We start from the raw sequence: 24,181 nt of genomic DNA on the forward strand, positions 1-24,181 counted from the left end.
TTTATGATAAAATTTGAACATATTATAGTGCTGGAGGCTTATGACAATGACGAACTGGAAGTCAGTCTATGAGAAATGGAATGCTTTCCAATCCCTAGATTCTCAATTAAAAAAAGAGCTAGATGACTTACAAACGAATCAAGAAAAATTAGAAGATGCATTTTATAAGGAACTAACATTTGGAACCGGTGGAATCCGTGGTGTATTAGGTGTTGGGACTAACCGCATGAATATATATACCATTCGTAAGGCAGTACACGGATTAGCGGAATATCTATTAAATAATGTAGTAAATGTCAAAGACCGTGGTGTCGTGGTAGCCTATGATTCACGGTATATGTCACGGGAATTCGCTATTGAAACAGCTAAAACACTTGGTGTGTTTGGAATCAGAACCTATGTATTTAAAACAATTAGACCTACTCCGCTTCTATCGTTCGCTGTTCGCTTCTTAGGGACAGCAGCAGGCGTGATGATTACGGCAAGTCACAACCCACCTGAATATAATGGCTTTAAGGTATATAACGAAGATGGTGGACAAATGGTCCCGAATGAAGCAAATAAAATAATCGAGGCCATTCAACAAATAGAAAACGAACTAGAAATTCCTGTTGTTGAACAGGAAGTTTTAGAGCAACAAGAATTATTAATATGGATTGATGAAGAAGTAGATAATGCCTATTTGCAACAGCTTAAACAAATTACCAAGCTTCCAGTTGAGGAAGTGAAGCAAGAAAAAGACTTAAATATTGTATTTACACCTCTACATGGAACAGCATACAGCTTGGTTACGAAAGGATTAGAACAGCTAGCGTTTACGAATGTATCCGTAGTAGAGGAACAGGCAAAGCCCGATCCAGAATTTTCAACAGTAGCGTCTCCTAACCCTGAAGAACATCAAGCATTCTCCATGGCTATTGAACTTGGGAAAAAGGTGGATGCAGATATTCTATTAGGGACTGATCCTGATGCAGATCGTTTAGGTGTTGCGGTTAAAAATGAAATAGGAGATTATACCGTACTTACAGGGAATCAGCTAGGAGCTCTCTTAGTGGATTATATTTTATCTCATACTAATAAAGTACTATTATCTAATTATCGTTTATTAAAAACAATCGTAACATCGGAGCTAGGACAGGCAGTAGCGAAATCGTATGGTGTGAAAACAATCAACACACTAACTGGATTTAAATATATTAGTGAGAAAATTCATCAATTTGATTCGACAGGTGAGGCATTTGCCTTTGGATATGAAGAAAGCTACGGCTATTTAATAAGTAGTTTCACCCGCGATAAGGATGCGGTTCAAGCAGCAGTAATGGCTAGTGAAATGGCTTACTATTGGAAGCAGCAAGGGAAGTCATTGCTTGATGCACTAGATGGATTATACGAAAAGCATGGCTATTATCGTGAAGGAATGTCTTCCCTAACCCTAGAAGGAATGGCAGGTACGGAAAAAATAGCCCTTATTATGAATACCATTCGTGAAAATTCGTTTAAGGAAATAGCAGGGTATAGAGTGGAACAAGTGGAGGACTACCTTGTAAGTGAACGTTATATCACATCTACAGGAGAAATAGAAACTATAGAGCTCCCACAAGAGAATGTATTGAAATTTATTTTGCAAAACAATAACTGGGTATGTCTGAGACCTTCTGGAACAGAACCCAAAATTAAATGCTATTTTGGAACATGTGGTGCAAGTCTATCAGAAAGTGAAGAAACATTAGGAGTGTTTAAAGAGAGAATAAATCAGGTGATTAATGAGATTATCTCTTAGATAGATGTTGTGATAAGGAAAGAATTGGGATAAAAAAGTCCTCCGTTCAAAGTTGAGCGGAGGACTTTTTTATGTTAATTTCCACTATTATTCGAGCTTGCAGCTGCAGTAGCGGTAACGGTTGCAATCATCACGGCTTGTTGTGCTTGTAAGATTGCCTCAAGAATTGTACTTAAACTCGTTTCAGCTAACCCGTTTTTCTCTATTTTTTCATTCATAAAGAAGCTCGCAGCTAGTATCAGATTTATATCTTTATACCATTTAAATTCCTTTTCCGAATTCAATTCCTCATAAAGGGAAAGAATCGGTCTTATATCATATTCCTCTGGAGGGAGTAATGCGAGCATTCCGATAATTGGATAATACATCTGTTTTGCTTTTATGTGTGCTTGAACAAAAGAATCCATGACATGGATGACCCGATTAATTAGCACATGCTTAGGAGCCTCTGTATTAAGAGCTAATATATGGCTTAGGAATTGTAAGTCATTACCTTTACGGAATCCATGTTTGGGAAGTTCGTTATAGAAATCTTCAATATGCTGAATAATACCTGTTCTATTTTCTAACGCAAGGAGTGTTGCCATTGGATAGTCACTACTTGTTGTTAAGAAGGCATGCTCACGTTTCATTCCATCATAAATTTCTTTAGCATGCAGAATGGTTACTCTTGGATCTAGCTGTCCATTGGTTAATAAAATGGTTGCTGCAATATAAGTGAATACGCCACTCCCAAATCTTGCTTCTCTAAATAAATCGTAAAGTTCATGAAGCTGATCGACCTTATCCTCCGGCCTTTCTAGTTTCACATCTAGCATAGCAGCTGTCGTAAATCTTGGATGTGAGCGAATGCTAGAGAAGAGACCTGCTTTCTTTTTGATGGCATCTGCTAATTGGAGAAAACGGTCCACATCTAGTGTTTTTTGATTAAGAACATATATAGAGGAAATGGTCATGAGAATTCGCTTGTCCGATACTTTCCACTTCATATGGCGTTTGAGTAAATCAAACGTTTGTTTATAAGAATCCAGTACGTTATTCAAAGGAATACTCCTTTCATTGGAAGGTAATTATATTACGAAATTGGTAGCTGAATAGTTTCACGTTACTTGTACTTTGTAAATTTTAAGTAAATTTGAAGCGGAATTCGGGTAGAATATGTTACCTTAGAAAAAATAAAACGTTTGGAGGTAACGATGAAGAGAAATTCATTATTAGAGATATTTGGAACTTCCTTAAAGCTAGGACTCACTTCTTTTGGTGGACCAGTGGCACATCTAGGCTTTTTTAAAAATGAATATATTGACAAGCGAAAATGGCTTGATGATAAGACCTATGCCGATATTATTGCGCTATGCCAGTTTCTTCCTGGACCGGCAAGTAGCCAGGTCGGTATTGCTATTGGAATGTTGCGTGGTGGATTGTTGGGGGGGGTTGTTTCTTGGTTCGGATTTACGATGCCATCTGTTCTCGTCTTAATCCTGTTTGCATTAGCATTCCAATCCTTTTCCTTAGGAGATGCGACGTGGATCGCAAGTTTAAAAATTGTAGCTGTAGCAGTAGTACTACATGCTGTGTTAGGGATGGGGAAGAATCTGGCTCCTGACAAGCCCCGTATTGCCATTAGCGTTATGGCAATGTTAGTCATGTTATTATTTCCTTCTGCTATTATACAAATTGCGATTATTATAGGTGCTGCTATTATTGGTTATTTTCTTTTTTCTAAGCATGCCGTGTCAAACGTAACATCTTTCTCCATGTCGATATCAAAAAAACAAGGTATTATTTCATTAGCCATATTAGTCATTCTATTAATTGGACTGCCTATTTTGGCACAGGTGATGAACAATCAATATGTAAGTATAGCTGATACATTCTTCCGAGTTGGTTCCATTGTATTTGGTGGAGGACATGTGGTATTACCGTTATTAGAACAAGAGGTTGTCCCGAATGGATTAGTAACAAGCAGTGAATTTCTTGCTGGTTATGGTATGGCTCAAGCTGTACCTGGTCCGTTATTTACATTTGCCAGTTACCTTGGAACGATGATTAGTGGTCTTGTAGGGGGAATCATTGCGACGGTAGCTATGTTTTTACCATCATTTCTTCTTATCATTGGTGCACTTCCTTTCTTAAGTGAACTGCGCAAGCACAAGCGCTTCCAGGGGATTTTAACAGGAGTCAATGCAAGTGTAGTCGGTATTTTACTAGCCGCATTCTATGATCCTGTTTTTACTAGCTCCATTACAAATGCAGCGAGCTTCTCGTTAGCAGCGATTTTATTCGCCCTAATGTATTTCTGGAAAACTCCTGCGTGGATGATTGTAATTATTGGAGTTGTATTAGGAGAGATTATGCATTACTTTTTCATTTAAAGAAGTATTCCGTTAGAATGAATAATGAGGTGAGTTAAGATGGCAGAACATCATTTTCATTTAAAAGCGGATTGGCCAGGCGGACGAAATAGTGAGGGATATATTGACGCAGGAAATTTAAAGACGAAGATTTCCATTCCTACTGAAATGGATGGCCCAGGTGTTGGGACAAACCCAGATGAAATGCTGCTTGGTGCCGCAGCTACTTGCTATATTATTACCTTAGCAGCGATGATGGAACGAGCCAATTTACCATTAAAAGAGATGGCTTTAGAGTCAGAAGGGATTGTCGATGTAACAAATGGTGTATTTACATATAAAAAAATTATACACCGACCTACCGTTTCATTAACAAGCCAGGCAAGTGAGAAGGATTATGAAGTATTGGAAAAGTTAATTCAAAAAGCAGAAAAAAGCTGTATGATATCTCGAGCAATTCAAGGTAATGTGGATCTGGAACTACAATATCATATTTTATAAAAAATAGGGGGACACTACGTATACGCGTAGTGTCCTTCATTTTGCCAGTAGTGGTAATAGCTAATTACATTACTTTTTGTCAGTATAGTTGAATTCATTCTCTTGACACTTGGTGAAAAACGATGTATCTTATTCAAGTCATACTAATTTTATCGGATTTATCAATTTTAGTAGCGATAGTCATGTAGAAGACATAACTTATTAAAAATTAGAGGGGGATTTATACATGGACTGGATGGTCATTTTAAATATTGCCGTATTACTCGTTATTATTGGTTTATTAGTTTATATGCAACGCAAACATGTTTCCTTTACGAAACGAGTATTTACAGGTCTAGGATTAGGGATTGTACTAGGGGCGTTATTACAATGGATTTATGGAAGTGGATCTGACACGCTTGCTTTAACGACAGATTGGTACAGTATCGTTGGGCGAGGATATATTAACTTCCTAATGATGATTGTTGTGCCGTTGGTTATGATATCGATTATCCAAGCAATTACAAACCTTGAGAAAACAGCGCAGCTTGGTAAAATGGCTAGTTGGATTATTGGACTTCTCATTGTTACGACAATGGTAGCTGCTCTAGTCGGGGTTGCTGCGGCAACTATTTTTGATTTAAATGCAGAAGAAATTACAGCAGGGCAAGCAGAACAAGATCGTGCTGCTTCACTGGAAGAACGTTATTCGTCTGATGTAGAAGGAGTTACAACACCACAGCGTATTTTAAACTTTATTCCGTCTAATATCTTCTTAGATATGACAGGAGCTCGTTCAACATCTGTTATTGCGGTCGTAATCTTCTCCATCTTTGTTGGGGTTGCCGTTCTTGGATTACGTCGCAAAAATCCAGAACAAGCGGAGACCTTTACGAAGATGGTTAATGCGGTATATGGTGTTGTCATGCGTATTGTGACTCTAGTATTACGTTTAACACCATACGGTATTTTAGCCTTGATGGCGAATACAGTAGCTACAACAGATTTTGCAGGAATTTTACAGCTTGGTAAGTTTGTATTAGCATCTTACTTAGCATTAGCCATTATGTTTATTATTCACCTAGTATTAGTAGGTGTGTTTGGTTTAAATCCGATAAATTATGTAAGAAAAGTATTACCTGTACTAAGCTTTGCCTTTACTTCACGTTCAAGTGCTGGAACGATTCCGTTAAATGTTTCTGCTCAGAAAAATGCACTAGGTGTAGAAGAGGGTATTGCCAATATGTCCGCATCGTTCGGTGCGACTATGGGGCAAAATGGATGTGCCGGTATTTACCCTGCCATGCTAGCGGTCATGATCGCGCCATCTGTTGGAATTGATCCATTAACTTGGGAATTCTTAGTTCCACTGGTATTAATTATTGGCTTTAGCTCATTCGGAATCGCTGGTGTTGGTGGTGGAGCAACATTTGCTGCACTTATCGTTCTTTCCTCTATGGGATTACCAGTTGGATTAGCGGGTCTATTGATTTCAATTGAAGCATTCATTGACATGGGACGTACGGCTTTAAATGTTAATGGTGCAATGGTTACTGGTACGTTAACATCAAGAATACTTGGAAACTTTAATAGTAAAGTATTTAATGATAAAACCGCGATTGAAGAAGCAAAATCACTATAAGATAACAAGAACCGTTCCTATATTAACTAGGAACGGTTCTATTTTTGTTAGACGAAAAGTAAAGTATATTTACATAGTAAAAAATGATGCCACCCTTACAATATACGACCTTCAATATTTTAATGATAAGAAGGGATGGATGTGTAGTTGAAACGAAATGTTTTTGCAATGCTTGTTTCACTAATTTTTCTATTTGCATTACCAACTAGTTACGGAATGGCGGAAAAGAGCGCTGATGAATGGAATAGGTTAGAAGAAGAAAAAGTGAATCAAGGGGTAGAACTAGAAAATTCAAATCCTATCATTTTTATTACGATTATGGTGCTATTGATAGGAGCAATTTTAAGGGTGTGGAATGTGATTTACAAGAAAAGAAGAAACAATCAAGGTGGAAACTAGTTAATAGTTGCCACCTATATATCCCGCTTACTATTGGATTAAATTTAGCACAAGCTCCATATTTTGCTCTTCCCCAACTAAGAAATAATCCTGAAATGGACAACCGTTTTGTTTAACCCTCTCTACTACATTTTTTATCGTGAACATTTCTGGTCGTAAAGCATCTGTTACTTCCTCCCAGTACAGAGGTGTTGCTACGGTTCCTTCTGCCGTTTTTCTTGTTGAATAAGGAGCAATTAATGTCTTATCCTTTCCGTGCTGAACGTAATCGATATAGAGCCTACCGTTTCGTTTGTTTTTCATTCTTTCTGTAGTAAACAGATCGGGATGCTGACTTTCTACCGTGTAGGCTATTGCTTGGGTGAATACTCCGGTATCTTCATATGTCATACTTTGCTCTGGAATTGGAATATGGACTTGGAGGCCTTTATTTCCAGAGGTTTTAATAAAGGATTTAAGTTGTAAGTCATCAAGCAACTGTTTAATAATGCGAGCTGCTTTAATCGCCCAAACAAATTCATCTCTACTTGGTGGATCCAAATCAAACACAATCTCGGTTGGCTTCTTGCTCGTTACGAATTGGAATGGAACATGATATTCCAATGTACCATGATTAGCAAACCATAATAACGATTCAAGTGAATCACATACCATGATTTTCTCATCGCCTTCTCCAATCCCTGTAATAAAATCCGGTGCATAGGAGGGGAGATGCTTTTGGAAAAAAGACTCACCATCAACACCATCTGGACAACGTATAGTGGTAAGTGCTCGACTCTTTAAGAAAGGTAACATGTACGGAGATATTTCGCGAATATAGCGTAAGAAATTTCCTTTAGTAAGACCAACCGCGGGCCAATATAATTTGTCTGTATTTGCAAACTCAATTACGCTAGGCAGCATAGCTAAATCCAGTTCTAGTCTCCCTATCGTGCATTCAGTTGGCTTTATCTCTGTAGCAATCCGGTTAAATTCTGGTTCGCGGAGCTCACCTTGGTAAATATCTAAGGTGTGTATCGCGGCACAGACTGCAGGTGGAAGGGTATAGTTTACGCCATTCTTTTTACCATTTTCGATAAACAATTTCTTCACCGTATCAAAATCTGTATCTGGTAGTCCATGCTTACATTTGCCAACAGAATATAATGCTTCCTCATCAAAGACCTGTACAGTGAAATAATCGTTTTTGCTGTCATATGCCGTCAGGAAAGCATGTATCAATCGCCAATTCTTAATCTTGTACCAATCTTGATGAGCTTTTCCAGGGCGGTAGGGACTCTTTTTCCGTTTGGCAATGATCCCTTCCCCTTTATGGTTAAAGACGACTTTCCATAACTCGTCAGGATCTTCAAAAGCTTTCACATAACCAATCCGATTCCCCGCATGACGACATATTTTTCCTTTGTCGAAGAATGATGATAATGCACTTTTTCTAGTCTCATAAGGCTTTTTAGATATGTCGGATCCTGCCAATACGAACAAATCAAATGCCAGTAGGGTTGCGGGTCTAGATTGTGCAGCTTTTTGGATAGATTCTTTATTCTTTAAGCGACCACGCTTTTGAATAAGGGAGAAGTTGGACTGGTATGGATTATTTAAAATAACAAGTTCCCCATCTATGCTTACTGGAAGTTGCTTTTTAACTATTGCTGCTTTCTCCCTGCAATAAGCAATAATTTCTGGAAATTGTGGAGTAAGGTCTTTTTTATTTTTACTGATAAGTTTAATATCGCCATTATCTCCCCAATGGAGGACACAGCGAAATCCGTCATATTTCACTTCATATAGCCAGTCTTCACCCTTTGGAATATCCTTTGTCGCGATTGGTTTCATAACATCCATAGGAATAACTCCCTTCCATAATAGGATGGTTGAAATAATGATAAAATAATCATCCAACGATTAAAAATCATGAACTTCGACAAACTATGAAAAAGGGAGGATTTCGAATGCATACGATGTGGAAGGGAACTATTAGCTTTGGGCTAGTGAATATACCTGTAAAAATGCACGCTGCAACGGAGAATAAAGATGTTTCCTTAAGACAGCTTCATAAGGAATGTAAGTCGCCTATTAAGTATGAGAAAGTATGCCCTGTCTGTGAAAAAGAAGTTGGAACAGAGGATATTGTCAAAGGGTATGAATATGCGAAAAATAAATTTGTTATTCTAGACGAAGAAGATCTGGCGGAGTTAAAAAAGGAGCAAGAGGATAAGGCAGTAGAAATAATTGATTTTGTAAAGTTGGAGGATATTGATCCAATTTACTTTGAAAAGAGTTACTATCTGTCGCCTAATGAGGGTGGCAGTAAGGCATATGGGTTATTACGAGCAGCCCTGGAAGAAAGCGGGAAAATCGGTGTAGCCAAAATGATGATTCGTTCTAAAGAGCAGTTAGCGGTCATTCGTATTTATAAAAATGCATTAGTTGTAGAGACCATTCATTATCCCGATGAAGTTAGGGATGTGAAAGAGGTTCCAAATATTCCTGAAAATGTAGAACTTGCCAAAAAAGAATTAGATACAGCTAAGATGTTAATCGACCAACTTACAACTGAATTTGAACCTGACAAATATAAGGATGAATACCGAACAGCATTGGTAGAATTAATTGAAGAAAAGAAAAATACCGACCAAACCACTACTGCAAAGGACAAGCCAAAGCCAGACAATGTTACAGACTTGATGGGAGCTCTACAAGCATCATTAGATCGAGCTAAAAAGGATAAACCAAAGCCATCACAACCTAAGAAGAAAAAAGGAACCACTAAAAAGAAAGCAGCACAGTAAGTTAGACCCTCACTTATATGGTGAGGGTTTCTGTTTGAGCAGGGGGGGATGGGCCCTTGGGGAAGGAGATGCGCCTGTGGGGAAGTGAGATAAGCCCAAAGTGAAAACATATGCCTCCATCCGAAAGCAGGATGCGCCGCCCCGAAGCAAGATGGGCCCAAAGAGAGAAGAGAAGCGCCCGTCCCGAAGCAAGATAGGCCCAAAATGAAAAGAGATGCTCCCGAGCGAAAGGAAGATAGACCCAAAGAGAGATAACCCTACCCCGTAGAAAGGTCCCCCACCCGAAAAGCCCTCTACCTTCCAAATTAATCTAATTACACAGATTACAGTCCATTTTCAATCTTTCATTGTCTTTACATGTTGTTAACAACCCCTCTAAATCGTGTTGGAATATGCGTATTTTTGTTTTGAAGCGGGTAAAGAATGATTAAGATTTTGCTTGAAATAATTAGTAAAGGAATGAGAGCCATGGAACGAAACGCCTTTTTTGACAATGCAAAAGTACTTTTAATCTTCTTAGTGGTGTTTGGGCATGTTATCCAGCCTTATATTGACGGTTCAGCGGGGATACATACGCTGTATACGTGGATTTATACGTTTCATATGCCAGCATTCATATTCTTATCTGGATTCTTTGCTAAAGGTTTTGGGAATAAAGGGTATATTATCAATTTAGCTAAAAAGCTCTTACTTCCATATGTAATCTTTCAATTAATCTATTCTTCCTACTATTATTTAATTGGGAAATCAAATTGGTTAACAGACATATTTTACCCACATTGGTCATTGTGGTTTTTAATTAGTTTATTTAGTTGGCATATGTTATTAATCTTATTTAAGAGGCTACCAGCGTATGCTAGTTTACTAGTTGCAATATTATTTGGCATAACAGTTGGCTATTTAGCGGCAATTGGCCATTCATTTAGTTTATCTAGGACATTTGTGTTCTTTCCATATTTCTTGTTAGGTTATTGGTTGAAGGAAGAGCATGTAATGATGTTGAAGCGTAAGAGCGTGAAAATAGTATCGGTTATGGTGATGGTGTTCATCGCTGTTGGAATATATTTTGCGCCTGACATTAATACTGGTTGGCTGCTTGCTTCTAAATCTTACTTTGATCTTGGAATGACGGAATTTGGTGGGGTAGCAAGACTGTTAGTGTATGCAACCTCAACCTTAATGGCAGCGAGTGTTCTTGCGTGGATTCCGACTAAACGGAATAGCATGACTAAACTAGGAGAAAGAACGCTATATGTCTATCTATTGCATGGCTTTATTATTCAATATTTCCGTGCTTATGATATCTTCCAAGTGAGTAGTCCCCTTGATGTGATAGGGCTTGCCGGAGTTTCCTTGCTCATCGTGTTAGCTCTTTCTAGTAAACCGGTGCTGGTGATGAGTCAGCCATTAATTGAATGTAATATGACTAATATGAAAAAAATGGTAAAAAGTTATTAGCCTGTTGAAACTTTCTTCCAACTTAATACGTATATATAAGTAGCCCCCCTTTTTCTAGAAATAATAATAATCCCGTATCACGGATAATGTGATACGGGATTATTTGCTTTAGTTTAGGGAGGTTGCCCAAATTGACGTAGAATGCCCACTTGACTTCAAGTTAGAAAATAATATGTGCCATTAGTACGATAATTGGTAAAGTAATAAGCGTTCGAAGCAGGAAGATAACGATTAGGTCTTTGAACGAAACTGGTACTTTGGAGCCTAGTAAAAGTCCCCCCACCTCTGACATGTAGATTAATTGTGTAACAGACAATGCCGCAATAATAAATCTTGTGATTTCCGCCTCTATCGATGAACCGATAAGGGATGGCAGGAACATATCAGCAAATCCAATTAGAATCGTTTCAGATGCTTCTTGTGCAAATGGTACTTGCATTAGCTCTAATATCGGAATAAACGGCATACCTAACCATTGGAATACGGGTGTATATTCCGCAATGATAAGGGCAACTAAACCGAAAGCCATTACGACAGGAGCAACGCCCATCCACATATCTAAAACGTTCTGGCTACCTTCCTTGACAAACTGGTAAACACTAGATTCTTTTTTCGCACGATCAACTGCCTTTTTATAACCAAAGGACAAAGAGTTATGTCCTTTTGGAATTGCTTCTTCAATCCCGGAAGCTTGTTCATTAATATACGTATCCGCTTTTCGTGAAAGTGGAGGGATTCTTGGCATTACTAATGCTGCAACTAGTCCGGCAATCAGAATCGTGATATAGAATGGAACAAACATATGACTAAGATTGACTTGAGCAATGACTACTAAAGAAAATGTAATCGAAACAACTGAAAAGGTAGTACCAATAACGGCAGCTTCACGCTTCGTATAGTATCCATCCTCATATTGTTTACTAGTAAGAAGAACTCCGATAGTACCATCACCAATCCAAGATGCTAATGCATCAATTGAGGATCTACCTGGTAGCTTAAATAATGGGCGCATGATCTTTGTTGCGAGTGTACCGAATAATTCCATTAGTCCAAAGTTCATTAACAACGGTAGGAAAATACCAGCAAACAAAAAGACGGCAAACAATACGTGCAATAGATCATCTAATAATAATTGACCTGTATCTTCACTATGGATTGCCTCGGGTCCAATTTTAAAATAAACCATAATAGCAAAGGCAGCTGCAAGGACTCTAGCAATTGTCCAAAACCAATTAACATAAAGTAGTTTTTTAAAAAATGGAGTTTTGGCTAAAGCATCAATACCAATCACTCTTGCAAGAATGGTTAATAATGCTGTTAAAGAAATGATGATCATCATGATTAGTGATAATTGTCCAGCAAGCACATCTTGTACCCAATTGGCTAAGATTGCAATCGGGATGGAAAATCCATCAGCTGTTTTTACTGGAATCATAAAAAAGAAAATACCTAGAAGCGAGGGGATTATAAATTTTAGCTGCTCCTTGAGAGTGTAAGAATGTTTCATGGCAAACCACCTTGTTCATATGTTTAGTATTAGTATATTAAAATAATAGTAATTAAATCACTGTTAATAGTATAAGTTCCGCATATATATTTGTCAAAATGAATTTTTATTAAAAAGCTAGTTTGCTAGAAGGAAATCTGGGTAAAAACGAACAGTTATTGCAGCTGAGAATGGTACTTTTATATTGCTGTATTTTTCTACTATCTATTATTTTTTAGTTATTAATCACTATTTGATTAAAAACATGTTGAGTATATATTCTAAAAATTGTAATATATAATTGATGGTTTATACGAAAGGGGACCAGTAGCGTATGAAACACTATTTGCAAATGCATAAAGACATAGAAGGTAAACTAGATCGCAAGCTTAGTAGTGATGAGATTAAATTTTTGCAATGGGTTTTTAGTCGCTATTTAGAAGAGAATAAGGATCAAAGTGCGTAACTTTGCCTTTTCCCTAATGACGTAAGTACAAGTCTTGAGGTACTCAAGGCTTTTTTAATTTTCCTGGAAGAAGTCTATTTTACTTTATGATGGTAATACTTTTCGGTATGATAAAGAAGAATGATTAAGAAAAAGAGGAGTGTCACAAGTGGCCGTTGCAAATGAGCGGATTCTACAGAAAATGATGCTAGAACTAAAGCAGGCAATGCAGAATCAGCATAACCAACCAGAAATGCTTAAGAATATAGAAAATATACGTTTATTATGTGATTTATTTTTACCAGAAAGCCAACCACAACCAACAGAGGAAAAAACAGATGCGATTAGTGAGGAAGAATTAAAAGCAATGATAGGAGAAACACCAAAAGCAAAGTCAACTTCACAACAGACCTTTAAACGATCAATCGAGCTCGATGATGAAGGCAATGGTGATTCGATTTTTGATTTTTAATAGGGAGTGTACAAAGAGATGAAGATCTTTTTAATATTGGGTGTAATTAATGGTTTTCTAGCTGTAGCCCTTGGTGCATTTGGAGCACATGGACTGGAAGGTAAGCTAACAGAAAAAGCTTTACGTACATGGGAAAAGGCTGTTACATATCAGATGTTCCATACCGTAGCATTGTTTGTAACAGGATTAATTGGATGGAAACTACAGTCCGGAAGCTTGTCTTGGGCTGGGTGGTTATTCTTTATTGGGGTTGTCCTATTTTCAGGTAGCCTATATATCTATTCCACTACAGGCATTAAAACCTTCGCTATGATAACCCCTCTTGGCGGGGTAGCATTTTTAATTGGATGGATTTTACTGGGATATACGATTATCAAGTTCCTATAAGAAAATGAATAGGAAAGTGGTTAATAGAAACAGGATTGCCGCTCTTAGCATTTGTTTGACACCGTGGTTTGGATTGCGCATATTCATGGCGATGAGTCCGTCAAACACAAGGCTTGCTGCTAGTAGGTAAAGGCAAATAACGATAAGTAAAAAAACGCCTTGTATTAATGCGATAAGTCCGCAAACTATGGCGAGTCCAATTGCAACCAGTTCACCTTGTATAAATTTATTATATGGATGTCGCATATAAAGTCGCCTCGCAAATAACGTGATGTAAAAAGGCTGGGACATAACTACAAGAATTAAATGTAAAACCGAATGATACACGATACTAGCTCCGGAAATATACCTAGACTCCTACGGGAGGATAGGCATAGGTGAGACCCCGCAGTGCGAAGCCTCACCAGCCGCCCGTGGAAAGCGAAGTATATTTCCGGAGCGGGGTCTTTGCTCATCATTCGGTTTTTCCTTTAAGATAAATTCTTATGTCCCAGCCACTTTTATAGTACTTTTAATTAGTTTTCTATCTGAGATAAACGAATAACATGATACTTTATTAGCTCCGGAAATAAATGAAAGAAAAGTACATTTCCGGAGCTAACTAGTTGTATGCAAATCGTTGTTTATCTTGGTGGGAAGGTAGCTAGATTTGGGTTAGTTCCATAAGGGTATTCATAATTTAGTTCTTCATCGAATGTAATATAATCCAAATACACCATCAGTAATAAGTAGCGCTTCCCGGTTTGTGGATCACTAAGTATGATATGATCTCGACCAGCGGCCTCAATCACCCCTCTAAAGATTTTGGCGTTCCACTCTGGATTGTTTTCAAACGTCATATAAACGGTCGCAACTTTGCCGCGATTTAGACGTAAGATATTCTCGATGTAAGATTGCTCCGCTGGTAGCATTCCTGGAACATCAATAAATGGTGATTGTTGTTGCTGTTGCTGTTGACCGGGCTGTTGCTGTGGGAATCCAAATTGGCGATATGGAAATGCTGGATAAAATGCTGGAGAAGTTGGTGGGAAATAGTAATAAGGTTGTTGGCTATAGCTTGCATTTTGTTGAGACTTTCCTTGGTTGTTATGATCAGACATTCTATAAAACCTCCTAAAAATTATTTAAAATACAGTTGGACAATCTTCGGCGGATGGGGCGAAGAAGCAATGTGCTTTAAACCTTCCACTGTTCCATTGGTTATACCATTGAGCTGGACAAGCTCCATCAGGTCTAAAAAACCATAAAGCATTACTCGCAGGATGGAACCTTTCCCCTTGAATCGTCCGGCGAGCTAATCGCTTTTCAGACTCTCGCGCCCGCTGATAAAAATATCCCTTAATAGTGGCTTCAAAGCCACCAGGCTGTTGATATACCATATCATTAATACTTCTTATATCTACAAAATCAAGACAGTCAGCTCGAACACGGTTTACCCCTACATTTCCAACCATTAACATTCCTTGTTTGCCATCACCTTCTGCTTCAGCACGTATTAGACGTGCCAATAGATCAATATCGCTCTCGTTATGTGATATTACCGCCATTAGTACACCTCATTTCTATCCAAGGTCTACTATGATTATATGTATGTATGGGTGGGAAGTGATATGCCTAGATATTTTTTAGAAAATTTATAGTGGGATCGAGGTAGGGGAGAGAGTAAAAGTTTGGCGATGAGATAAATGGGTATGTTTCTCTTGTGGTTGATATAATTTTCAGCTAGTATAATTTTCCTGTTAGGTAGCTACTACGATTAGCAATTCGCATAAGAGGTAAATCTTTGAAGCCAGGGTAGGGAATCCCTCTACTACATTATCCTACATATTAGACACAGTCCTGATTTTGACAAAATCTTTGTATTTTCATCAAAACTTGTAAAAACCGCATAGAAAAAGACTTCCTGTCGAAACAGAAAGTCTTCTTTATTCGTCTTATACTTCCAAGAATTTAGCGATTTCTTCTTTTTTCAATAAGTTGCCGACAAAGAATTCACCGAACTCACCATAGCGTGAGCTAACTTCATCGAAACGCATTTCGTATACAATTTTTTTGAATTGTAATGGCTCGTGAGCGAATAAGGTTACGCCCCATTCCCAATCATCTAGACCTATAGAACCAGTGATGATCTGTTTTACTTTACCAGCATATTTACGACCTGTTTTACTGTGCTCATAAAGTAATTTACCACGAACATCTTTTTCTAAGGTGTACCAGTTTTCATCTCCTACACGACGTCTATCCATTGGGTAAAAACAAACATGCTCCCATTTTGGTAAGATAGGTTTTAAGCGAGCTTGTGTCTCTGGTAATGTTTCAGGATCGATTCCATCCTTAGCAGGGCGATATTTAGAAAGCTCTACTACAGAAACGTACGAATGAGCAGGAGTTAGGAACTCAGCAAATTTAGATTTGTTTAATTCTGTTTCTAGCTCATTTAATTCTTCCATGGTTGGGCGGAGGAACATAAACATGAGGTCTGCTTTTTGACCGACAATTTTATACATGGCATGAGACCCGTTTTTTGCTTCCTCGACAGCATCCCATTTCGTAATGAGTGCTTCAAAGCTAGCAATAGCTTCTTTCTTTTCTTCTGGAGTTGCAGTTTTCCAGTAAGTCCAATCTATTGTGCGGAAATCATGTAGGCTATACCATCCATCCATTGTTTCGACAGCTTCTACCATATATATCTCTCCTTCGTAGTAATATCTATTTCATATGTTTACTATATCACAAATGAATGGCATAATCATGAAAGAGGGCTTCCTATTAAATGATGGAGGAACATTGATATATCAATGGTTAACCGGTTTTTTAGTAGGGTTGTCACCAGATTGTCGATTTCTTGCTGAGTCATTTCATTTCATTCTAGGGCATTTTATACTATGATGATAATTGGTTTAAACAACACGATATGTGCAACTTTTACATCATGTTGATACATATTAAGTACATACAACAATTGGAGGTAAGATAATGAGTAACTTATTTGATGAGGTAAAATCACAGATTAACGGCAAAAATAAATCAATCGTTTTTCCAGAAGGATTAGATGAGCGTGTTCTTACCGCTGCTAGTAAGCTAGGAACGGAGGGAGTACTGAACCCTATCGTTATTGGTGACAAGGATGCAGTACAACAAAAGGCTTCTGAATTAAATGTCGATTTAAGTGCAACAACTGTTCTTGACCCAAACAGCTATGAAAAATTTGACGATATGGTACAGGCTTTTGTCGAACGTCGAAAAGGGAAGGCAACAGAAGAAGATGCACGAAAAATGTTAATGGATGAAAATTACTTCGGTACGATGTTAGTGTACATGAATGAAGCAGATGGTCTTGTAAGTGGGGCTGCCCATTCAACAGCAGACACGGTACGACCAGCACTACAAATCATTAAAACAAAAGAAGGCGTGAAGAAAACGTCTGGTGTATTTATCATGGTTCGTGGCGATGAAAAATATGTGTTTGCAGATTGTGCTATCAATATCACACCAGATAGTAATGATCTAGCAGAAATCGCTGTGGAGTCTGCGGTAACAGCTAAATTATTCGGGGTGGATCCTAAAGTAGCAATGCTAAGCTTTTCTACAAAGGGCTCTGCGAAGTCACCAGAAACGGAAAAAGTGGTGGAAGCATTACAGATTGCTAATGAAAAAGATTCTTCTCTTGTAATTGATGGCGAATTCCAATTTGATGCTGCATTTGTTCCGAGTGTTGCAGCGAAAAAGGCACCAGATGCAGTTATTCAAGGGGATGCGAACGTATTTGTTTTCCCTAGTCTAGAAGCTGGAAATATTGGATATAAAATTGCCCAACGCTTAGGTGGATTTGAAGCAGTTGGTCCAATCCTACAAGGATTAAATAAGCCTGTAAATGACTTGTCACGTGGATGTAGTGCAGAGGATGTTTATAACCTTGCATTAATCACCGCTGCTCAAGCATTGTAATAAGAGAAAAGCCTGTTATAGAAAAATATCTATTGCAGGCTTTTTCTTATGTTATAATGGTTCAAAATATTGAGACAGGGGCGAGAGGAATGGATAAGCACTTATTTCTTTTCGGTGGTGGTTCACCTTTTACTGCTAATTTTGCCAAGGAATTTGTGGAATTGACTTCACCTGGGCCTATAGCAATCCTTTTTATAGATGGTGGAGAACCTATCATCCACCGCTATACGGATCGATTATCCAATTTTGGTCAAGTGGAATATTTCAATTTACCTTTACCATCTACATCAGTGGAAGAGGCGATTAGAATCATCAAAGGTAGTACTGGAATCATTATTTGTGGCGGAGATACGGCTAAATACGCGGAATGTATTGTAGATACGGAAATAGCAGATGCCGTACGAAATGCTTATGAGAAGGGGATTCCTGTTGCGGGATTTTCTGCAGGTGCGCTAATTAGTCCGGAATTATGTGTGATTTCTGCACGGGACGGTGGCTGGGATCACTATCAGAAACGAACAGGACTAGGATTAATTAAAGACACATTAATTGCGGTGCACTTCACAGAGTGGAATGAGCAGGAACATCTCACACAGATGACAAGGGATATATATACAGCCCACAACTATGGTATTGATGAGCAAACGGGAATATATTTTAAAAATGGAAATCTACAGGCATTTGATGGTGGCCATGTCTATACAATGGAAAAAGGAAGCTTATTTCAACTTCATTAAGCTTCCTCTTGCATTTTTACTATTTTTTCATTCCGCTTTACCATCTGTTCGTATCGCTTGGTAAATTCATCCAGTTCATCTTCGGAAAATGGCATTTCGACGACTTCTCCTAATTCTTGCAAAGTGGATAAAACGCGTCCTATCATGTCAGGAACTGTCAAGTGGTGTCCGGTAAGGTTCGACAAAGATTCCATAACGTTTGGATTAACAGTTGGATAGGTAAATTTCGTTTCTTCCCCTTTTAAGCTAATATCATAAAATTGTCGAATCAGAGTTGCACGCTCATGGCTATTTCCCTCAATATCTAAATAAATCTGGATAGCAGCACCATCACGGACTCTGCGTTGCGAAATTCCGGCAAATTTCTTCCCATTAATACTTAAATCATAGTCACCAGGACAATAGGATTCGCTAATTTCATAGGCCTCAATTTCATTTGTTATATCCCGGAGCATGTATTGAATAAAGCTAACCATGGCTTCGTAACATTCATGAATCGACAGATGTTTCACTCCTGGCAATACAAGGGATAAATTTAGAACGCCTTCATCGAGTGCAACAGCTAGCCCACCGGAATTTCGTACGATAACCTGATAGCCATGACTTCTTAATAGCTTTACCCCTTCATCTACATAAGGTAAACGTGCATCTGGAATTCCAAGTACAATTGTTTTGGGGTGGACCCATAGTCTCATGCTGGGTGGTGACTTTGCTAAGCTTACAGAAGTCGAAAGGGCATCATCAATTGCAAAGGATGTTAATGCGGTATTCGACACGTTATGAAAATATTTTTCTTTCGTATGATCAATGTAGCGGAATGTCGTATGATGTATGATTTCTTGCCATTTTTTCATGTTGTTCTCCTTTACCATTTCAGAAAAATGTCTTTTTTCGTCTGAGTATCTATTATATAATGATAACAAAATCGTCGAATAGAAACGAGTTGAAACACTGTGGCCTACAAAGATGAAAAACTGCATGAAGAAAAGGTGTTTAAAGATCCAGTGCATCGATATGTCCATGTTCGTGATCGAGTAATCTGGGATTTAATTGCAACACCTGAATTCCAACGCCTTCGTAGAATAAAACAATTAGGAACAACCAATATTACGTTTCATGGGGCAGAACATAGCCGCTTTAATCATTCATTAGGTGTTTATGAAATTGTCCGGCGTATTATAGAAAATTTTCAAGATCGACCACATTGGAATAATGATCAGCGTCTATTATGTATGGCTGCGGCATTATTACATGATTTAGGACATGGTCCATTTTCCCACTCCTTCGAAAAGGTGTTTAAGCTGGACCATGAATACTTTACACAAGCTATCATTCTCGGAGATACAGGTGTGAATAGAGTGCTAGAACGTGTTAGTCCTGGTTTTGCTCAGGAGGTAGCGGATGTAATAGGTAAAACACATACGAATAAATTAGTTGTTAGCTTAATATCTAGCCAAATTGATGCCGATAGAATGGATTACCTGCAGCGAGATGCCTATTTTACTGGGGTAAGCTACGGCCATTTTGACATGGAACGTATTTTGCGTGTCATGCGCCCGATGGAAGACCAAGTCGTGATTAAATCTTCTGGGATGCATGCTGTGGAAGATTACATTATGAGTCGTTATCAAATGTACTGGCAAGTGTACTTCCACCCTGTAACAAGAAGTGCAGAGGTCATTTTAACCAAGATACTACATCGTGCAAAGCATCTATATGAATCAGATTATAATTTTACCTTACAGCCGACCCATTTCCTGTCCTTTTTCGCAGGGGATGTTTCATTGGATGAATATTTAAAGCTAGATGAGTCTATTGTTCATTATTACTTCCAGCTATGGCAACAGGAAGAAGATGAAATACTAAGCGATTTATGCGAGCGATTCATGAATAGACGCTTATTTAAGTATGTTGAATTTAATCCTAATAAACAGGTTGCTGATTTATTACGCCTAATCGAACTTTTTAAAGAAGCAGGGATTAATCCGGATTACTATCTTGTAATGGATTCTTCATCGGATTTACCATATGACTTTTATCGTCCAGGTGAGGAAGAAGAGAGACTTCCGATTCACCTATTGATGCCAAATGGATCATTTAAGGAGCTTTCAAGACAGTCAGATATCGTAGAATCCATCTCAGGTAAGAAAAGAACCGATCATAAATTATATTTCCCTAAAGACTTTTTATATGCAATCAAAGATGAAAAAATCGTACAAGAAATCACAGGAATTCTATATAGCAAGGAGATGGAATAAATGCTAGATAATCATGCAAAGCTAATGCAGTTTTTTTCTGAGGCAAAGCAAGTGACCGGTAGAAAAAAACTGCAAAAAATGGTCTATATTCTACAATCATTTGGTATTCCTTTTGAGGAAAAATTCCAATTTCACTTTTACGGTCCTTATTCGGAAGAGCTCTCATTACGAATGGAGGAGTTATGTAATTTAGGGTTTATCAATGAAGAAAAAGAAGTGAAAAGCAATTATTTTCAATATCACTATACGTTAACGGATGATGGTGTTGCGTTTTTAAGCCAATACAGTGTGGACATGCCAAATTGTTCTGAAAGCATTGAGCTACTAAAAGGCAAAAGCTCTCGTTTTCTAGAACTAGTGTCTACAATGCTATATTTTAAAGACTTACCAAAGGATGAAGTGGAACTTAAAGTACATGCGGTAAAGCCAAAACAAAAATATAGTGACGAAGAAATGGCGGATGCCTGGAAGTTAATTGACGAGTTAAATCGGAAGCTACAGTAACGATAGTCGTGAAATAAATAAGCAAGCTGTGCTACAATAGTGGATAAACAGTTTGTGTAGGAGGTTTACGAATGAGCGGAGATAATAAAAACCGATTTACGATTATTAAAGATGATTCCAATGACGGGCATGGGGGCTATGGGGTAGGAGCAATTAGTCTAGAAAACATGTCATCCGTGATTGTTGATCCTAATGAAAACAAAGCCTATGTTGATATGGGTGCCATGCACGCTAGAAGTGATGTAGAACGCCGTGTGAAATTCCAACCAGATCGCACCAAAGTACCCGATGGAAAATTATATTGGATAGTATGGGTAAACGTCGACCGAAATGAAAACGGCCCTTATTATGCAGGGGTGGCAGGATGCGAAATCCTAGTTGATCGCCCAAACAAAATAGCATACAAATCCATGCCAGAGCATGTGAAGCATATGGAAAAATCCCTTAAAGGTCATGTCATCGTCGACCATATGGATGAACAGTCTAGACATTTATTACGTGACTTCTTAAAGGAGTTTAAACCAGAATTCTGGGAAAACTCTACCGACGAATTAAAACAAGCATTAGAATAGTAAGAAGAGGACTAGTAACGGAATCGTTATTAGTCCTTTTTAATCTTCACTGGAAAAAATTATTAAAATAGTGAACAATTTGTGTCTGAAAAATGAATCTTTTAATAAAATCTTGTACTTTGCTTCAGAAATTTGTAAACTAATTAATACATGGGCTTACTCATGTATTACTAGGACAAAAAAGAAGCCGACACCTGCAAACTGGACACTTGCGGGATGTCGGCTTCTTTTTTGTGTTGGATGGGAGGGAGATGCGCCAACCACACCAGCACATGCCCCAAAGAGACCCAACCCCTAACCTCAATCAAAAAACACTTCAAACCAACGTCGGAATAGTCCTTTCTCTTTATCATCTTGCTCTATTTCATCCCCATAAAAATGTTCATTACAATAAAACTCTGGTTCGGTACCTTTTTCAAAGAACATGACGGTACTTGTTGGGCAATGTGGTGTTGCACGCAATCCAGTAGTTGGGTCAACTGGTACGGCAACTAGTCCATCTGGGGCTTCGAAGTGCTCCTCTGGGATATCTTGATGAGCTTGCTCCATAAAGGTGCTCCATATTTCCTTGGAATAGGAGCGTTCTGGTACGGAGGTTATGCTTCGGTTATCATCATAACCAGTCCAAATGCCAGCTACAAGGGATGGGCTGAACCCAATCATCCAACTGTCTGAATCGGTAGAACCAGTTTTGCCAGCGTAGGTACGGGTTAGATTATCCACTATAGAAGAACCAGTAACGGACATATAGCCATTAAGCGACTCATCGAAAGTGCCAGTCATTAGCTGTGTTAAGATAAAGGCTTTTTGTGGATCTAACACTGGCTTTTTCCTGCTTTCATCGCGTTTATAGACAGTTCTTCCTTCCCGGTCAACAATCTTTTCAATAGTATGGCTATCAATAGAATAGCCACCGTTAGCAAGCATGGCATAACCAGAAACCATTTCCTCGACTGAAACAGTTGCGGTACCGAGTGCTAAGGAAGGAACAGATGGTAACTTACTAGTAATTCCAAATTTCCTAGCTGTTTCAACAAGCGTTTCTACTCCTAAATACATATTTGTCTTTACAGCGTAAATATTATCGGACAAGGCAAGGGCTTGGGCTAACGTAATTGGTTCATTCGCATAATATCCGTTAAAATTACTTGGTTGATAAACTTGTCCATCATCAATTTCAAAGGTAGTCGGTTTGCTCATTAGCATTGTCGTTGCCGTATAACCATGTTCTAAGGCTGCATAATATAAGAACGGCTTAAATGTAGAACCCGGCATCCGCTTGGCTTGTATTGCACGGTTAAATGGACTTTTTTCATAGCTACGGCCACCAACCAATGCGCGAATTGCCCCGTTATGGGGATCCACTACTACCCCACCGACCTCTAATTTGCTTGAATCCTGAATCGTTTGAACAATACTTTCTTCTAAATGCTTCTGTAGCGCAATATCTAATGTTGTGTAAATTTGATACCCGCCAGACCGAACGGATTCATGGTCGATATCGAGAAGAACGGCAGCCTCTGTTAGCACGGTGTCCTGAAAATAGGGACCAATGCTAAGCTGTTTTCTTTCGGATGGGTCCGTAAATACAAGTTGTTCACTTTTGGCTGAAAAATATTCTTCTTCTGAGATAATATCTTTTTGCTGCATAATGGCTAGTATTTGCTGCTGCCTGTTTGTTGCTCTTTCTAAATCATTTTGAGGCGAATAGTATGTCGGTCCTTTAGGAATTCCAGCGAGCATAGCAGCCTCCGCGATCGTCAAATCACTAGCTTCTTTATTGAAAAAGTAATGACTTGCTGCTTCAATTCCATAAGCTCCATGACCATAGTAAACTGTATTCAAATATCCTTCCAAAATTTTTTCCTTCGAGTAAAACATTTCTAGTCTTAATGTATAAAATGCCTCTTTCAGCTTTCTTGTCCATGTTTTTTCATGTGAAAGATAAAGATTGCGTGCATATTGCTGGGTTAGTGTACTCGCCCCCTCTTTTAACGACATGGTTTTGATATCCTTTAAGATTGCTCCTAGGATACGCTTTATATCAAAGCCGTTATGTTTATAGAAGCGCTGGTCCTCAATCATTAATGTCGCATTAATCAAATTGGGGGATATATTTTCTAAATCGACCCAATAACGGTTCTCTACACCATGTTCTTCACCAATCATTTCACCATTGGCACTATAGTAAATGGTCCTTTGATCATTTAACAGACTAGGCGGACCTAGTAAAAAGGCGATAAGATATAGAAGTAGAATTCCTGAGACAAAGAATAACGTGATTCCGATAGTCATTTTCAATACAATACGTCTGAGTTTTTTGGCTAGAAAGTTTTTCTTCATATCCTAATCTCCATTTGTTTTGTCGTAAACTGTCAATTATTATCATTATGGGAAAACAGACTAGGAAATAAACTTCTGATTATATATATTGAAATACGACTTAGATTGTCGCTATAATAGTAAAATA

General features: G+C 38.3%; 25 protein-coding genes. 16 read left to right on the forward strand and 9 right to left on the reverse strand.

Annotation, left to right across the window (positions count from 1 at the left end; translation table 11 throughout):
- Positions 1 to 46: 46 nt before the first annotated feature.
- The gene (locus KGF86_RS03080) at positions 47 to 1,780 is read left to right on the forward strand and encodes a phospho-sugar mutase (RefSeq protein WP_186868275.1); all 1,734 of its coding nucleotides are present in this window, start codon (positions 47 to 49) and stop codon (positions 1,778 to 1,780) included.
- A gap of 74 nt (positions 1,781 to 1,854) precedes the next feature.
- On the opposite strand, the gene KGF86_RS03085 is transcribed toward KGF86_RS03080, so the two are convergent.
- Positions 1,855 to 2,823: a DUF4003 family protein gene (locus KGF86_RS03085; protein ID WP_186868276.1), complete on the reverse strand. Its 969-nt coding sequence runs from the start codon at positions 2,821 to 2,823 to the stop codon at positions 1,855 to 1,857.
- A 153-nt stretch (positions 2,824 to 2,976) separates the two neighbouring features.
- On the opposite strand from KGF86_RS03085, the gene chrA reads away from it, so the two are divergent.
- The 4 genes from chrA to KGF86_RS03105 all read left to right on the forward strand — a co-directional run bounded on the left by chrA (position 2,977) and on the right by KGF86_RS03105 (position 6,655).
- Positions 2,977 to 4,155, forward strand: coding sequence for a chromate efflux transporter (gene chrA / locus KGF86_RS03090; protein WP_186868277.1), 1,179 nt, complete (start codon positions 2,977 to 2,979; stop codon positions 4,153 to 4,155).
- A gap of 39 nt (positions 4,156 to 4,194) precedes the next feature.
- The gene (locus KGF86_RS03095; RefSeq protein ID WP_186868278.1) at positions 4,195 to 4,635 is read left to right on the forward strand and encodes an OsmC family protein; all 441 of its coding nucleotides are present in this window, start codon (positions 4,195 to 4,197) and stop codon (positions 4,633 to 4,635) included.
- A gap of 226 nt (positions 4,636 to 4,861) precedes the next feature.
- Positions 4,862 to 6,256 (forward strand): L-cystine transporter, encoded by a 1,395-nt coding sequence (locus tag KGF86_RS03100; protein ID WP_186868279.1) that lies wholly within the window; start codon positions 4,862 to 4,864, stop codon positions 6,254 to 6,256.
- A 147-nt stretch (positions 6,257 to 6,403) separates the two neighbouring features.
- A complete protein-coding gene (locus KGF86_RS03105) occupies positions 6,404 to 6,655 on the forward strand; it encodes a hypothetical protein (RefSeq protein ID WP_186868280.1) in 252 nt (83 codons plus the stop codon).
- A gap of 30 nt (positions 6,656 to 6,685) precedes the next feature.
- On the opposite strand, the gene KGF86_RS03110 is transcribed toward KGF86_RS03105, so the two are convergent.
- Positions 6,686 to 8,497, reverse strand: a complete 1,812-nt coding sequence (locus tag KGF86_RS03110; RefSeq protein WP_211741115.1) for a DNA ligase D — start codon at positions 8,495 to 8,497, stop codon at positions 6,686 to 6,688.
- Positions 8,498 to 8,604: 107 nt separating this feature from the next.
- On the opposite strand from KGF86_RS03110, the gene ku reads away from it, so the two are divergent.
- Together ku and KGF86_RS03120 are read left to right on the forward strand one after the other, a co-directional pair.
- The gene (gene ku, locus KGF86_RS03115) at positions 8,605 to 9,444 is read left to right on the forward strand and encodes a non-homologous end joining protein Ku (RefSeq protein WP_186868282.1); all 840 of its coding nucleotides are present in this window, start codon (positions 8,605 to 8,607) and stop codon (positions 9,442 to 9,444) included.
- Positions 9,445 to 9,867: 423 nt separating this feature from the next.
- Complete coding sequence (locus KGF86_RS03120; RefSeq protein ID WP_343221411.1) at positions 9,868 to 10,902, forward strand: acyltransferase family protein; 1,035 nt, start codon at positions 9,868 to 9,870, stop codon at positions 10,900 to 10,902.
- A 160-nt stretch (positions 10,903 to 11,062) separates the two neighbouring features.
- Here the strand turns inward: KGF86_RS03120 and KGF86_RS03125 are convergent, their stop codons facing one another.
- A complete protein-coding gene (locus KGF86_RS03125; protein WP_211741116.1) occupies positions 11,063 to 12,409 on the reverse strand; it encodes a YjiH family protein in 1,347 nt (448 codons plus the stop codon).
- Positions 12,410 to 12,722: 313 nt separating this feature from the next.
- Between KGF86_RS03125 and KGF86_RS19465 the strand changes: the two genes are divergently transcribed.
- The 3 genes from KGF86_RS19465 to KGF86_RS03135 all read left to right on the forward strand — a co-directional run bounded on the left by KGF86_RS19465 (position 12,723) and on the right by KGF86_RS03135 (position 13,692).
- Positions 12,723 to 12,854 carry a hypothetical protein gene (locus KGF86_RS19465; protein ID WP_255488048.1) on the forward strand — a complete coding sequence of 44 codons (132 nt, stop codon included), beginning with the start codon at positions 12,723 to 12,725 and terminating at the stop codon, positions 12,852 to 12,854.
- A 148-nt stretch (positions 12,855 to 13,002) separates the two neighbouring features.
- Positions 13,003 to 13,305, forward strand: coding sequence for a YwdI family protein (locus KGF86_RS03130; RefSeq protein ID WP_339213080.1), 303 nt, complete (start codon positions 13,003 to 13,005; stop codon positions 13,303 to 13,305).
- 18 nt (positions 13,306 to 13,323) lie between these two features.
- A complete protein-coding gene (locus tag KGF86_RS03135) occupies positions 13,324 to 13,692 on the forward strand; it encodes a DUF423 domain-containing protein (RefSeq protein WP_186868284.1) in 369 nt (122 codons plus the stop codon).
- Here the strand turns inward: KGF86_RS03135 and KGF86_RS03140 are convergent.
- The 4 genes from KGF86_RS03140 to hemQ form a co-directional block, all read right to left on the reverse strand.
- Positions 13,687 to 13,938 carry a hypothetical protein gene (locus KGF86_RS03140; protein ID WP_186868285.1) on the reverse strand — a complete coding sequence of 84 codons (252 nt, stop codon included), beginning with the start codon at positions 13,936 to 13,938 and terminating at the stop codon, positions 13,687 to 13,689. The two genes, KGF86_RS03135 and KGF86_RS03140, sit on opposite strands and share 6 nt — an antisense overlap.
- Before the next feature lie 377 nt (positions 13,939 to 14,315).
- Positions 14,316 to 14,792, reverse strand: coding sequence for a spore coat protein GerQ (gene gerQ / locus KGF86_RS03145; RefSeq protein ID WP_186868286.1), 477 nt, complete (start codon positions 14,790 to 14,792; stop codon positions 14,316 to 14,318).
- Positions 14,793 to 14,816: 24 nt separating this feature from the next.
- Complete coding sequence (locus KGF86_RS03150) at positions 14,817 to 15,239, reverse strand: cell wall hydrolase (protein ID WP_211741117.1); 423 nt, start codon at positions 15,237 to 15,239, stop codon at positions 14,817 to 14,819.
- A gap of 387 nt (positions 15,240 to 15,626) precedes the next feature.
- Positions 15,627 to 16,376: a hydrogen peroxide-dependent heme synthase gene (hemQ, locus tag KGF86_RS03155; protein ID WP_186868288.1), complete on the reverse strand. Its 750-nt coding sequence runs from the start codon at positions 16,374 to 16,376 to the stop codon at positions 15,627 to 15,629.
- A 52-nt stretch (positions 16,377 to 16,428) separates the two neighbouring features.
- Between hemQ and KGF86_RS03160 the strand changes: the two genes are divergently transcribed.
- The 3 genes from KGF86_RS03160 (at position 16,429) to KGF86_RS03170 (ending at position 18,377) form a co-directional block, all read left to right on the forward strand.
- Positions 16,429 to 16,581, forward strand: coding sequence for a hypothetical protein (locus tag KGF86_RS03160; protein ID WP_211741118.1), 153 nt, complete (start codon positions 16,429 to 16,431; stop codon positions 16,579 to 16,581).
- An 87-nt stretch (positions 16,582 to 16,668) separates the two neighbouring features.
- Complete coding sequence (gene pta / locus KGF86_RS03165; RefSeq protein ID WP_211741119.1) at positions 16,669 to 17,640, forward strand: phosphate acetyltransferase; 972 nt, start codon at positions 16,669 to 16,671, stop codon at positions 17,638 to 17,640.
- Positions 17,641 to 17,729: 89 nt separating this feature from the next.
- Positions 17,730 to 18,377, forward strand: coding sequence for a Type 1 glutamine amidotransferase-like domain-containing protein (locus KGF86_RS03170; RefSeq protein ID WP_186868290.1), 648 nt, complete (start codon positions 17,730 to 17,732; stop codon positions 18,375 to 18,377).
- Here the strand turns inward: KGF86_RS03170 and KGF86_RS03175 are convergent.
- Entirely contained in the window at positions 18,374 to 19,231 is an 858-nt protein-coding gene (locus KGF86_RS03175; protein WP_186868291.1) for a lipoate--protein ligase family protein, read from the reverse strand. The genes KGF86_RS03170 and KGF86_RS03175 overlap by 4 nt on opposite strands.
- A gap of 99 nt (positions 19,232 to 19,330) precedes the next feature.
- Between KGF86_RS03175 and KGF86_RS03180 the strand changes: the two genes are divergently transcribed.
- From KGF86_RS03180 to KGF86_RS03190, 3 genes are all read left to right on the forward strand, one after another.
- On the forward strand, positions 19,331 to 20,635 hold the full coding sequence (locus KGF86_RS03180) for an HD domain-containing protein (RefSeq protein WP_186868292.1): 1,305 nt from the start codon (positions 19,331 to 19,333) through the stop codon (positions 20,633 to 20,635).
- Positions 20,636 to 21,139 carry a YwgA family protein gene (locus KGF86_RS03185; protein ID WP_186868293.1) on the forward strand — a complete coding sequence of 168 codons (504 nt, stop codon included), beginning with the start codon at positions 20,636 to 20,638 and terminating at the stop codon, positions 21,137 to 21,139.
- 71 nt (positions 21,140 to 21,210) lie between these two features.
- Positions 21,211 to 21,711, forward strand: a complete 501-nt coding sequence (locus tag KGF86_RS03190; RefSeq protein WP_186868294.1) for a YwhD family protein — start codon at positions 21,211 to 21,213, stop codon at positions 21,709 to 21,711.
- A 300-nt stretch (positions 21,712 to 22,011) separates the two neighbouring features.
- On the opposite strand, the gene KGF86_RS03195 is transcribed toward KGF86_RS03190, so the two are convergent.
- On the reverse strand, positions 22,012 to 24,054 hold the full coding sequence (locus tag KGF86_RS03195) for a transglycosylase domain-containing protein (RefSeq protein ID WP_186868295.1): 2,043 nt from the start codon (positions 24,052 to 24,054) through the stop codon (positions 22,012 to 22,014).
- Positions 24,055 to 24,181: the final 127 nt, after the last annotated feature.

Source organism: Ornithinibacillus massiliensis (genome assembly GCF_018310345.1).
GTDB classification, from domain to species: domain Bacteria; phylum Bacillota; class Bacilli; order Bacillales; family Amphibacillaceae; genus Ornithinibacillus; species Ornithinibacillus massiliensis.